The following is a 12,792-nucleotide window of genomic DNA, read 5'->3' as shown; positions in this document are numbered from 1 at the left end:
ATAAAATATGCATGAGTATAGTATAGTTCAAGCATTGCTTGATCAATGTGAAAATATCGCTAAAGAGAATAAAGCTAAAAAAGTAATAAAAGTTGTAAGTAAAATAGGTGCAATGAGTGGAGTAGAAACACATTTATTGCAAACTGCATTTGATACATTCAAGGAGGGTACGATGTGCGATGGGGCAGAGTTTATCATTAACTATCAAAAAATAAAACTCCATTGTAATGCCTGTGAAGCTGAGTTTGAGATAGATGAGATGTGTTATAAGTGTATAGAGTGTGAGAGTTTGGATGTGAAAGTCATTGACGGTGAGGATATGTACCTTATGAGTGTAGAGATGGAGTAGATAAAACTGTAGTACTATTGCCTAAGTTAACTCCGCGGTTGACAGCAAACTGAGGTTCAGCATGGACCATGCCAGTAAGGAATTGGTCTTTGATACTTTCCCAACTGGCAATCTTTTTCGAAGGGAGGCTAGACAAGTACTTAGAGGTGTAACTTATGTTACTAATTGTGGCTGACACGGAATTTTAAATGCTTTCGAGTATCAAAATATATCAGAAGTGATACCTTCATACCACCCTTGTATCACTTCACCAGTTGCCTTATCTCTTTGCTTTGTAGAGTGTCCTTTTACTTTTAATCCATTTTTATTATCATATGAAACGGTATGAGATACATAAAGTCCCTCTTTAGGATCACCATTTACCATAGAATAACAGATATTTGAAGGCATTTGTGAAGCTGTGTCAAATTTCTTATTTTTAGTTCTAAGTGCTAGCGATTTGGCTAAAATTGCTGCACAAGAGTTAGCCATATGCCCACTTTTTGGATATGGATGACCACCAGCATCTCCTACCACATAAACCTTATCATCGGTTATGGTTTCAAAACCGGGAGCTTTTAATTTTACCCATCCTTTTTTTGTAAGTTCAAGATCTGCAATATCAATAAGTTTTGCAGGTTTCATATTGGGAATTATATTTGCGTATTCAAAGGTGATATCTGTCTGTATGTAACCTAATTTTGTTTTATCAAATATATCAACTTTTAATATTTTTTTATCTAAGTCAATATCTTGAATCTCTGCCATAGGGATATACTCTATATAATCTTTATAAACTTCTTTAAAAGTAGATAAAAAACCTTCTGCTTTTGCTGCTGGTTTTTCTCTTGGATCTAACAATACAACCTTGGCTTTTATACGGTTTTTCTTGAAATAATAAGCCACCATACAAGCTCTCTCATAAGGTGCAGGTGGACATCTATAGGTTCCAGATGGAACAGTGATAATAAAATTCCCACCTTTAAAGTTTTCTATCTCTTTCTTTAGTCTTAAATGCTCACTTCCCGGTTTCATAGCAGGAGGATAGAGTACATATACTTTTTTTGCTTTAACAGCATCAGGAAATAATGTTGAATAATCATAATTTATACCTGGAGATAGCACTAGATAGTCGTATTGATATACTGTATTGTTTGTTGTGACTGTTTGTTCTTTTTTATCAATAGCTACTATCATCTCATTTACAAACTCATATCCATACTTAACAGAAGCGCTTAAATAATCAAAACTTAGATCACTCAATGTTACATTATTAACCTCTCCTAACCAAACATTACTATATGGGCAAGAGATAAAGTGAGTATTTTTTTCTATTAGTATCACTTCCAATTCTGGATTAAACTGCTTTAAGTATTTAGCTGTTGTTAATCCGCCAAAGCCTCCACCGCAAACTATAACTCTGGTTTTATCTGTTTTTTTTAATATATTTTTAGCAGTGCCTGCTTCTGTTTGGCTGGCGTTTAAATTTGATGGCAATATAGCATTGGTTGCAATTGCTCCCGCTGTAATTCCTATACCTTTTAATAAATCTCTTCTATTCATCTTTTTCCTTACTCGTCACATTTTGGACTGTTGTCACTATCTTTTGCATAATTCATTGCAAATGCTTTTATATGCGGTACAATCTGTTCAAGCTTTTTACTTTTTTGCAACTCTTCAAGCTTTGGAGTTGTTAAAAACTTTTTTTTAAATCCAGCAGCATTGTTTTCAAATAGATTTTCCCACTCTTTTACAGTATGTTTTTTTGTAAAAACTTTACCTGTGTAGCCTAACTCGTTTTTAAACAAATATTTGTAATAAACCAACCCTTTATCGATGCTTCCACCATCAAAACCAGCAAATGAAAATGTTGATATGATCATCATAGATATTATTTTTCTTGTCATGAAATATACTCCTTAAAATTTTATTTGTAAATATTTGAGCTTAAATATCGCTCACTTGTATTTCATAAAATTGTAACTGTAATTTTTCCTTTATTTTGTTTCTTGATGCTACGTGTTTTGTTACATCTTTTGCAAAAATCATTTTATTTCTTCGTATTTTTCTCATCTTCCCATTCAAATATAAAACACATGGGTAATTGTTTCTTTCTGTTAAGATATATGGCCATTATATATCCTGACACAAATATTGAGAGTATTGCAAGCAGTGATGCAAAAGCCAATGTAGAAAATCCTGTTAATCCTTGTCCCACAGTACAACCTATTGCCATTACCCCTCCAATACCCATAAGCGCACCACCGAGCATACTGTTTTTTAATGTATTTGTTTTAATATTTGAAGTACATCCAAAACTATATTTTGTATTAAATTTAGACATAATAAATGCACCAATAAGTACCCCTATAATAAGGCTGATACCAAAATCCAAATGGTTTGTTTTATAGTGAGTAAAGAGTTCCAATGTTCTTGCAGAAGGACCGACAAAAGTAATACTTGTAAAATTGACATATCTTGTATCCAATTCTAAGCTTTCAGCACCAAATACTCCCGTGAGGTACCACCCGAAAGCTACCAATAATCCAACCAATAATCCGTCTTTTAATGAAAGCATTCTTTTAAAACTCTTGGTTAAAGAAAATAATATTATAAAAAGAATAGATAATATGAAATATATATTTAATTGTATATTTTTAATATATGCTGATAAGTTCATTAATATTTGATTCGAAGTCAACTCATAAATAACACTGTTTAATATACCTTTTGTACTGGCATATGCAAATATAGCAATAAAAATGAGTGTCACTAAGGATTTATTATCTCCTTGTGCAAATTTTACTAGATGTCTACTGCTACACCCATCTGCTATCATCATCCCGCTGCCAAACAGACAACCGCCCAGAATAATTGTAAAATAATTTATATTATCCCTAAGCCATACAGTTTCAGTCAAATCTATATCGTAAAACAAAGTCAATATATATGTTGCTAAAATAGCAGTGATCATAGCCATGACTACAGATGCACCTCTTTTGGTAGATGATATCAATATATAATCTTTTATTGATCCACTAAAACAAAATTGGGTCTTTTGTGCAACTGCACCAAAAATTACTCCCATTAGCAGTGCTACAATATTAACAATTTCAAATATTTCATAATTTTCAATATTAAACATCATCACCTCCTAAATATGATATATAGTTTTGTGGTATATCGCCCTTTGCAGCAATATCTTTAACTTGCAATAATTGCCTACTATTTTCTTTTGAAAGAATAATAATAGCTGTTAATCCATATATACCTTTAGTTGATATAGTTGCCATATTAAATCCTCATATATTATATAAATGAATATTCATTCATATGCTTTATGGAACATTAACAAAAATTTTAATTAATGTCAAGTAAATTTATAGATTTAGTATAATATGGATTTGTAAAAACTCTAGTAAAATTTGACTTACTTGGTATATCTGTAGAGTATCTCCACATCAGTTTAGTATTGCACTTAAAAGAGGTGGGGAGGGTTTAAACTTTCTGCTATTTATCTATGGAATAGAAGGAGAGTTAATGCAAGAGTATTGGGAACTGTATATGAAAAATTTGGATGGAAAAACCGGCATTGATCTTGTTTAATGCAGGTATCTCTATGGATATCAATGCAACAAAGTATATCTATCCACAGACAGCTTTTGTGAAGGTCAAACCTAAAAAACCAAATGAGAAAGGGAAGGGTTTTTTGTCTTCTGAATAATTTCATCTAAACTAATGATAGACTCTTTCTCTTTACTTGTTATCCCATGTTTTTTCAAATGCTTCAATACCACTTTGATATAACCATCAAATGCATCTATAAGTGTGTTGCTTAAAGCAATGTCAAATGTTATTTCCGAAGGAATGATGCCCAAGATAGTTGCTTCAGGCACTTCCTTACCTTGAAGTTCCAACATATTCATACACTGTAATACACCGATCTCATGTGCCCCTCCGCTGTTAAGCCCATGTCCTGCAAGTTCAGTGGAGGGGATGGCATAAATACTTGCAGGAGTATCATCAATCTCAATGCTGTCTAAGATCAATATCTTGTCATTGTACATAAAAACATTCAAAAGATTGATCCCCTCTACACCACCGTTAATAATGGATACCTCTTCAGAAAAAGTATAGTTCCCCTTCAGATAAGAAGCAGCATATACCCCCAAACCATCATCTTTTTGCAATATGTTACCTATACCAAGAATTACCAATTATGATCCATTTTAATAGTGTTTTCTTCCTATATCATATACTTTTAACACTTTTAAGATGATATTATTCAATAAAAAATAGATGAAGTACGGTATTAATTAGATAAAAAGTGCTGGAGGAGTATCCATTATTTTGTTTTTTGGTATATTTTTAAAGGGATTCCAGGATAATAAATTATGATGGTATTACTGTTAAAATAAATATGTATAATAAAGTACTGACTTTTAAATGAAAAAGGAGTGGATATGAGTGATAAGATCAGAGAAATGATGGAAGAGATAGAATCCATGAAAGAAAAACTGAGAGAAGAGTTGGTAGAACATGAGAAGCATATAAACTATGAAATAAAAAACGGTTATATCACATTTGAAAAAGAGGTTCTTGAAAAGCAAAAAGAGAACATGAAAAATCTTTTACTCTGGTTTGGCGAAATACCTCTTTTGCACCTCCTCACTGCACCGATCATTTATGGTATGATTATTCCGGCGGTATTTTTGGATATAACACTTTTTATCTATCAAAAAGTGGTGTACAGGATATATAAATTCGAGTCTATTAAACGAAGTGAATATATTGTATTTGACCGTCAATATCTTGGATATCTGAATGCAATAGAAAAGTTCAATTGTTTATATTGTTCCTACTTTAACGGATTAATGCATTATGCTTCAGCAATTATAAGTAGAACTGAACTTTATTTCTGTCCTATCAAACATGCAAAGAAGATCGCTTATGATCATGAGTATTATGACCTGTTTTTATCTTATGGCAATGGAGAAAAATATCAGGAAAATCTGAAAAAACTTCGGGAAGACATGGAAAAACAATGAGTATGTCCTGTCCGCTGAATAGATATAGAACTTATTTATAGAAGATTTATATTTATATATATCTTTTACTATATTTTAATCTTATGTTGTAAAAAATAATTATAGAATATTCACTATGAATAATCAAAAACTTTATCTTTTCCTGCAAAAACAGATCATACTGATGATGTTGCTGACATTAATACCCGGTTTGGCATATATTTTATTGGGGTGGATGAACGGTATAGTCCTGCCGGCATTGATCTGGTATGCTTTGATCATACTGGTCTCTTTGTGGGGATGGAAACTTTATAAGCGTTTCCAACTGGAAAAGATCAGTACAGAAGCACTGAATAAGTGGTATAAACAACTTGTACTTTTTTTCTATCTTATTTTTGGATTATGGACAGTTATTTTTCTTTTATATTCAGGAGAAGTAGAGAGTAAACTCCATTATATTGCGATCTTTACCCAGATAGGTGCATCTGTTGTTGCTTCGACACTGCTGGTTTCAGATAAAAAACTTTTTTTCCCGGTTCTGCTGATTCTGATGCTGCCTTTGATAGGATACTTTTTCTTAATAGGAGAATGGTATGGCTATGTGCTTTCTCTCTTCTCGATCATTTTTTTAGGCGTATTGCTTTACTCTTCGGATAACAGTTATAAACTGATACAGAAAAACTATTATCAGGCACAACATGATGCCCTAACAGGCTTGTATAACCGTCGTTATTTTGTAGACTATATGGATCAGGTGATTAACAGAGTACAATTCTCTAAAAAGTTTGCCTATATTCTGCTGATTGATCTTGACCACTTCAAAACGATCAATGATACACTGGGTCATGATATAGGAGACCAGGTACTTAAAGAAGTTGCAGAACGTATTAAAGCATATTGTGAAGATACACATATGATCGCCCGTCTCGGAGGGGATGAATTTACAATAGTAAGTGATGAGTTTGATGAGAATGAAAATTGTCAGGAGATCGCATATGCTTTTTCTGAAAAATTGTTACAGATCATGAAGGAACCTTATGTGATTGATCGGCACCATCTATATATCAGTGCAAGTATCGGAGTGAATTGTATAGGTACTACATCTACCGAAGCCAAACATTTCATTAAAGAAGCAGATATTGCTATGTATGAAGCCAAATCACAGGGCCGTGACGGGATTATACTCTTCAATGATGCATTGGCAAAACGGGTTGAATATCATCTTGAAATAGAACGTAGACTCTATTTTGCTTTGGAGCACAATGAAATTGAATTGCGCTATCAGCCGCAGTTTGACAGAGAAAAGAGGATCATAGGCTGTGAAGTATTGGTTCGGTGGAACAGCTCTAAGTTCGGATTGGTATCACCTGTTGAATTTATTTCAATTGCGGAAAAAACAGGGTTGATCATTGAATTGGGAAATTATATTATAGAAGAAGCCTTTAAAACACTTCGTTCCTGGAACAAAAAAGGTTTGATCCTGGAACAGTTTTCTATCAATATCAGTGTAAGACAATTTTTTGACAGCTCTTTTTTAGATGAAGTTGAGCGATTATGTGAAATGTATCTCAGTGAAAATATATGTAAGAAAATCATTTTTGAAGTGACAGAGACAATTCTTGTCGAAGATATGCAAAAGATCATTTTGATCATGAATAAACTTAAGCGTTTAGGTATTTCTATTTCAATGGATGATTTTGGAACAGGATATTCCTCTCTGAGTTCTCTACGGGAAATGCCTATAGATGAGCTTAAAATCGATCGCTCTTTTGTGAGTCATTTGGGAGAATATGAGTCTGATGAACTCATGATCACTACAATTCTTACCATGGCAAAGATATTTGATCTGAAAACAGTAGCAGAAGGTGTTGAAACAGCAGAACAATTTAACTTCCTGTTGGAAAACGGATGTGATATCTTTCAGGGATATTATCTTTCAACGCCGCTCAATAAAGAGATTGCTGAAATAAAAATGGCTGAAAATATGTCTATAGAGCTTTCCCTTACATAAAATATATTTGAATCTTTTATTCCGCTGATACGGCTGCTGATATCATTCCTGAATCTTGACTTTTCTATCCTTATGTGATATTATGAAATAAAGTTGAGTCATTTAGTATAAAGATAAAGAGCAAAAGGAATGAAAATGACCTACCATGAACGTATGAAATATTATAAAAAAACGGAAGGGAAAGATAAGATCACCTGTCTTCTATGTCGACATTACTGTCAGATGAAGGAGGGACAGACAGGGATATGCGGTGTAAATAAAAATGTGAACGGAGAGCTGAAGACTTTAGTGTACGGTCATCCTATTGCCCTGAATGTCGATCCTGTAGAGAAAAAGCCTCTGTACCATTTACTTCCGGGCAGCAAAGCTCTTTCCTTTGGAACGGTAGGATGCAATTTTAAATGTCCCTTTTGTCAGAATTGGGATATCTCCCAGGAGACCAAAGTAAATGAAGAGATAGAAGTCAGTCCGAAAAGGATGGTTGACCTGGCATTGGAGCATGGTTGCCAGTCCATTGCCTATACTTATAATGAACCGACGATCTTCTATCCTTATGCCAAAGATATCGGTGTAATAGCAAGAGAAAAAGGACTGAAAAATATTTTTGTCAGTAACGGTTTTGAATCACCTGAGATCATCAAAGATATGCCAAGCTGGCTGGATGCTGCCAATATCGATCTGAAGAGTTGGGATGATGCTTACTATAAGAAGGTACTCAAAGGAGGACTCGAAGCTGTAAAAGATACACTTCGAATGATGGTAGCTGAGGGGATATGGGTAGAGGTGACGACTCTGCTCATCGTAGGTGAAAATGACAGTGATAAAGACCTTGAAGAGATGGCAGCTTTCATCGCCAATGATCTGGGGAAACATGTTCCGTGGCATTTGAGTGCTTTTCATCCTGACTACAAGATGAAAGAGCATGAATATACAGGGATCGAAACCCTTAAAAGAGCCAGTGAGATAGGGAAAAAAGCGGGATTGTACTATGTGTATATGGGTAATGTACCGGTACATGGAGATACCTATTGTCCGGAGTGTGGAGAACTGCTCATTGACCGTACAGGGTATTCAGTTACGATCAATAATCTTCTAGATGGACATTGTTCAAAATGTAATAGAGAAATAGAAGGAGTATGGAAATGAGTACAAGAGAGACAACAGTAGCCGGAGAATTTTATCCGGCAAATGCACAAGAGATAGAATCGATGTTTGATCACTATAACAAGATACTTGATGAACATCTGGAAGATGGCAAATTGCTTCAGCACAAGCCAAGAGCTATCATTGTTCCGCATGCAGGGTATGTTTATTCGGCATTTACAGCAAATTTTGCCTTTAGATTACTACAAAACAGTCATGCCAAACGTGTAGTGGTCATAGGTCCGAGTCACAGAGTATATCTGAAAGGTACCAGTATCTCTGACTTTGATCAGTATGAAACACCGTTCGGGACATTACCGATCGATAAAAAGCTGGTAAATGAACTGAAAGAAAAATTCGGATTGCTTTTTATACCAGAAGCGCATCGGGAACACAGTACGGAAGTACAAATGCCTTTTGTAAAAACTTATGAAAAAGAAGCCTCTGTTGTTGAATTGGTTTACGGTGATGAAGACCCAAACAGATTGTCAAAAGTGATTACATATCTCTTGGATGATCCTGATACGGTAATTGTTATAAGTACAGACCTCAGTCACTATTATGATATACGCAAGGCAAAAGATCTTGACAGTATTTGTATGGATGCCATACGAAATCTTGATCCTTCCGAATTACATGAAGGGTGTGAAGCGTGTGGCAAGATAGGTGTAGAGGCTATATTGATAGCAGCAAAAACAGAGGGTTTCAAACCTATTTTGCTTGATTATCGTACCAGTGCAGATGCGAGTGGTGATGAATCCCAGGTCGTAGGGTATATGAGTGCAGCTTTTGTAGGATAATGTGATGAAAAATATGCAAGAACTTATTAATACTATGATCGTTTCCGGAACATTGCGGACTCCGGAGATCATTGATGCATTTCAAACAGTAGATAGAAAATATTTTGTTCCTGAAACATTTTCAGAGTATACTTATATCGATGGACCGCTTCCTATAGGAAAAGATCAGACGATATCCCAGCCGTCTACAGTAGCATTCATGCTTGAACTTTTACAACCGGAAAAAGGAGATCATATCCTGGATATCGGTTCAGGGTCAGGATGGACATCGGCACTTCTTTGCAGTATTGTCGGTGAAGAAGGATCTCTTCTTGGATTGGAGAGAGTTAATACATTGGTAGAAATAGGCCGCAAGAATCTCTCAAAGTTTTCTTTTGGCAAACAGTGCCGTATAGAAAAAGCGGGGGAGAGTCTGGGTGTACCGGGTAAAGTATTTGATAAGATACTGGTTTCAGCAAGTGCTGAAGAGATACCGGAGGCACTATTTGATCAGCTTAAGATAGGTGGTGTACTGGTGATACCTGTACAAGATTCGATCTTTAGATTTGAAAAGAGATCAGAAACAGATCTGAAAACAGAAGAGTTTCCCGGGTTTGTATTCGTACCGCTGATACACTGATCTTTTTTGAGAGAATAAAGCTACTTCAGGGACTGTGCGATCAGGTGTATCGCCATACCATAGGTAGTAGCATTATTGTAAAGTGTAAGTATGCGGAAATTGCTGGTGCCTAAATAGATGTTGTCATGCGTAGCGTTACGTGTTTTAAGGAGATAGGCAGTAGATTCTGTGAATCTTTGGGTAGGGTATATACCGGATTTTTTTATGGTGCTGAGGGAGCATTTCTTCTTATGTGTGCATCGGAGTGCCTTAAAACGTTTTCCTTTTTTACCTTTGAAGTTGGTGGAAACGGCAGCTGGTCTGTCATTCTTCCAACCATTGTTATGCATAAAGCGTGCGATGATACCGATACAGTCTTCCAGATCCCATGGATCCTTTTTCCCGTCATGGTTGAAGTCCATACCGTATCTTCTAAAGACGGAAGGTACCTGCTGGACACATCCCATTGCTCCGGCAAAAGAGCCTTCTAGTTTGGTGATATCATAGCCGTATTCACGTCCCATTAAAAAGAGATGTTTCAGTTCATTCTTGAAGAACTTCTTCATACGGTTCGGATGAAAGGCAAGTGTAGCCAGGGCATCCAATACATTATAATCACCGGTATATTCCCCATATTTACTCTCTACTCCGATAAACCCGACAATGTAGTCTATATCGACATGATATATTTTTCCCGCACGTTGCAGTGTTTTCTTGTAGTTCTTTTTGAATGCTTTGGCTTTTTCCAATGTAACAGGATCCAGAACATGTGCTTTATATCGTTCCCACGGACCATTGGTCGAACCGACTTTATAGCGTCCTGTATATCTTGCCAACGTATCTCTGTCCAGTTTTGCATTTTTCAATATTAAAGTCATATATGAACGTTTAAAATGGTATTTTTTTACCATCATATCAACAAAGTTCTGTACCTCTTTTTTGGCTAAAAAATTATAGGAAACTGGAGGCCGGTCATCATTTGCAGCAAGTAGGAAAGGTATAAAGATGATAAGGAAGAGTAGTTTAGGCATTTTCAAGATATTTCCTTCATATATTGTTTCAGTATTAACAGGCTGTCCCGATAGACAGGCTCATCAATAAAGCCATATTCCTCATCCATGAAACCATTGAGTCCTTTGGTGGCATTGGCTTCGAAAACTTTTTTAATATGCCTGGCCCTTTCTAATTCATTTTTAGTGATCCCAAATATTTTGTTGGCTATTTGAACTTGTTTGGGTCCCATACATGCCTTACTCTCAAAGCCCATCATTCTCTCATGCTCGCACCATCTTCTGAAAGTCTCAGTGTCATTATATTCCTGGAACATAAAAGAGACAGGGTGAATACCTGCTGTTTTTGCATCAACTAAAAACTTGGAGAGAATGTAGTCTATGGAGGGGTTCTCCAGTGTGACTATAGACTGTGGCAACCCAAGGGATGTAAGTAGGTCTAAAATGCCTAGATTTGCCGTTGTAAGACGTTCATCTATGCGAAGTTTACTTAGATTTTTAAAAGCTTCTTTCGTCTCAAGAGAGATATGCAGTTCTTTATCTTTTGAGAGCAGGGAAAGTGCCTGTGCTATCTCCGTCTGATCTTTTATTTTTGCCACACGTACAGCATCGAAACTAAAATCATTAAGAAAAGCTATCTCTTCAGCACCACCCTCCTTTAAGGGGTTGGTTCGCACAATGATGAAACTTTTGGAGTGTTCCATGTGTGAAAGAAAAAGAGCGATGTTATAAAGCGCTTCTTTTTTACGGCTTGGTGCGATGGCATCTTCAAGATTAAGTGTGATCATATCTGCATCGCTCTCATCCATACGGTTGAGGTGTTTAAGGTTAAGGGGGTTCAGCATCATATTTGAACGATAGTGTTTCAATGTGTATTTTTGCTTTTTGACTGTACCAAAGTGATCCGGATACATTTCCAAGGGGAGGTTCTCTAAAAAGTTTAAGTTATTGAAAATCATAGAGTTATGATAGCAAAAAAAACTTCTCTCTTCCAGTGTATACATATATTTCACAAAATATACAAGAAAACTTTATTCCATTATCTTCCAAAAGCTTTTAAAAAAATGTTATAATTCCAGGTTAATTTTTGGAGTATAAATTTATGATCATAGAACTTATTTTAGTCGGTATCTTTATCGGTACAATGTCAGGATTTTTTGGTATAGGCGGGGGGATGATCCTTGTACCTATACTCCTGGCACTCGGCTTTGAGATCAAAGACGCTATTGGCATCTCTATCGTCCAAATGGTATTCTCTTCTATCTTTGGTTCTTACCTCAATCATAAAAAAGGTTCGCTTATCATCGGTGAGGGTATATTTGTCGGTTTGGGCGGATTTGCAGGTGGTTATATCGGCGGATATGTTACCCAGTATATATCGGATGCTGTTTTACAGGGACTTTTTTTCGCATTGTTGCTCTTTGCACTTTTCAGACTTTTCTTTTCCAAACATCATGAAGATGACAGCCAAACCAAGTCATTGAATAAAGGCTTACTCTTTGGTATAGGATTGGGAATAGGTATCTTTTCCATTACTCTGGGTATTGGAGGGTCTATTATACTTACTCCTCTTTTGGTAGGCTTATTGCATTATCCTATTAAAAAAGCAGTAAGTGCAGGGCTCTTTTTTGTAGTGTTTTCTTCTATAGCAGGAATGATAAGCCGTTTGAATACAGGAATGATAGATTTCCATAACGGATTGGTCGTAGCAGCAGCTTCACTTGCAGGGGTGGCATTGGGGATATGGCTAAAAGATCATGTAACTTCAAAAAATCATAAGATAGCACTGCTGTTTCTTTATGTATTTGCATTGGCAATGTTAATAAAAAAGATGTGGTTTTAAAAAATATCGGAACCGATATTTGAGTTGCGGCA

Annotated in this window: 14 protein-coding genes; 7 read left to right on the top strand and 7 right to left on the bottom strand. The window is 35.6% G+C overall.

All coding sequences use genetic code 11. The annotated features are described in order from the left end of the window. Window positions 1–7 precede the first annotated feature (7 nt). Entirely contained in the window at window positions 8–349 is a 342-nt protein-coding gene (hypA, locus tag ACZ48W_RS01525) for a hydrogenase maturation nickel metallochaperone HypA (RefSeq protein ID WP_464829150.1), read from the top strand. 201 nt (window positions 350–550) lie between these two features. Here the strand turns inward: hypA and ACZ48W_RS01520 are convergent, their stop codons facing one another. The 5 genes from ACZ48W_RS01520 to ACZ48W_RS01500 all read right to left on the bottom strand — a co-directional run bounded on the left by ACZ48W_RS01520 (window position 551) and on the right by ACZ48W_RS01500 (window position 4,545). Then, window positions 551–1,891, bottom strand: a complete 1,341-nt coding sequence (locus ACZ48W_RS01520) for an FAD-dependent oxidoreductase (RefSeq protein WP_464829148.1) — start codon at window positions 1,889–1,891, stop codon at window positions 551–553. Between the two features lie 8 nt (window positions 1,892–1,899). Further along, complete coding sequence (locus tag ACZ48W_RS01515) at window positions 1,900–2,235, bottom strand: hypothetical protein (protein ID WP_464829146.1); 336 nt, start codon at window positions 2,233–2,235, stop codon at window positions 1,900–1,902. Window positions 2,236–2,378: 143 nt separating this feature from the next. After that, window positions 2,379–3,473, bottom strand: coding sequence for a YeeE/YedE family protein (locus tag ACZ48W_RS01510; RefSeq protein ID WP_464829144.1), 1,095 nt, complete (start codon window positions 3,471–3,473; stop codon window positions 2,379–2,381). Then, window positions 3,466–3,621: a hypothetical protein gene (locus tag ACZ48W_RS01505; protein ID WP_464829142.1), complete on the bottom strand. Its 156-nt coding sequence runs from the start codon at window positions 3,619–3,621 to the stop codon at window positions 3,466–3,468. Before ACZ48W_RS01505 ends, ACZ48W_RS01510 begins: the two co-directional genes overlap by 8 nt. 384 nt (window positions 3,622–4,005) lie before the next feature. Further along, window positions 4,006–4,545, bottom strand: coding sequence for a HyaD/HybD family hydrogenase maturation endopeptidase (locus tag ACZ48W_RS01500; RefSeq protein WP_464829140.1), 540 nt, complete (start codon window positions 4,543–4,545; stop codon window positions 4,006–4,008). A 246-nt stretch (window positions 4,546–4,791) separates the two neighbouring features. On the opposite strand from ACZ48W_RS01500, the gene ACZ48W_RS01495 reads away from it, so the two are divergent. From ACZ48W_RS01495 to ACZ48W_RS01475, 5 genes are all read left to right on the top strand, one after another. Beyond that, a complete protein-coding gene (locus tag ACZ48W_RS01495; protein WP_464829138.1) occupies window positions 4,792–5,376 on the top strand; it encodes a hypothetical protein in 585 nt (194 codons plus the stop codon). A 115-nt stretch (window positions 5,377–5,491) separates the two neighbouring features. After that, window positions 5,492–7,366, top strand: coding sequence for a putative bifunctional diguanylate cyclase/phosphodiesterase (locus ACZ48W_RS01490; protein WP_464829135.1), 1,875 nt, complete (start codon window positions 5,492–5,494; stop codon window positions 7,364–7,366). Window positions 7,367–7,501: 135 nt separating this feature from the next. Further along, window positions 7,502–8,512, top strand: coding sequence for an AmmeMemoRadiSam system radical SAM enzyme (gene amrS, locus ACZ48W_RS01485; protein WP_464829133.1), 1,011 nt, complete (start codon window positions 7,502–7,504; stop codon window positions 8,510–8,512). Further along, entirely contained in the window at window positions 8,509–9,309 is an 801-nt protein-coding gene (gene amrB / locus ACZ48W_RS01480) for an AmmeMemoRadiSam system protein B (RefSeq protein WP_464829131.1), read from the top strand. The genes amrS and amrB overlap by 4 nt, the downstream gene beginning before the upstream one ends. Window positions 9,310–9,313: 4 nt before the next feature. Then, entirely contained in the window at window positions 9,314–9,928 is a 615-nt protein-coding gene (locus tag ACZ48W_RS01475; protein WP_464829129.1) for a protein-L-isoaspartate O-methyltransferase family protein, read from the top strand. 20 nt (window positions 9,929–9,948) lie between these two features. Here the strand turns inward: ACZ48W_RS01475 and ACZ48W_RS01470 are convergent, their stop codons facing one another. Together ACZ48W_RS01470 and ACZ48W_RS01465 are read right to left on the bottom strand one after the other, a co-directional pair. Next, complete coding sequence (locus ACZ48W_RS01470; protein WP_464830450.1) at window positions 9,949–10,938, bottom strand: lytic murein transglycosylase; 990 nt, start codon at window positions 10,936–10,938, stop codon at window positions 9,949–9,951. A gap of 2 nt (window positions 10,939–10,940) precedes the next feature. After that, window positions 10,941–11,876, bottom strand: coding sequence for an HpcH/HpaI aldolase/citrate lyase family protein (locus ACZ48W_RS01465; RefSeq protein ID WP_464829127.1), 936 nt, complete (start codon window positions 11,874–11,876; stop codon window positions 10,941–10,943). Window positions 11,877–12,004: 128 nt separating this feature from the next. On the opposite strand from ACZ48W_RS01465, the gene ACZ48W_RS01460 reads away from it, so the two are divergent. Further along, on the top strand, window positions 12,005–12,760 hold the full coding sequence (locus tag ACZ48W_RS01460; RefSeq protein WP_464829125.1) for a sulfite exporter TauE/SafE family protein: 756 nt from the start codon (window positions 12,005–12,007) through the stop codon (window positions 12,758–12,760). The last annotated feature ends 32 nt before the right edge of the window (window positions 12,761–12,792 follow it).

This window comes from Sulfurovum aggregans, assembly GCF_055385215.1.
The sequence above is the reverse complement of the archived record's forward strand: the minus strand, read 5'-3'. Positions and strand labels throughout refer to the sequence as shown.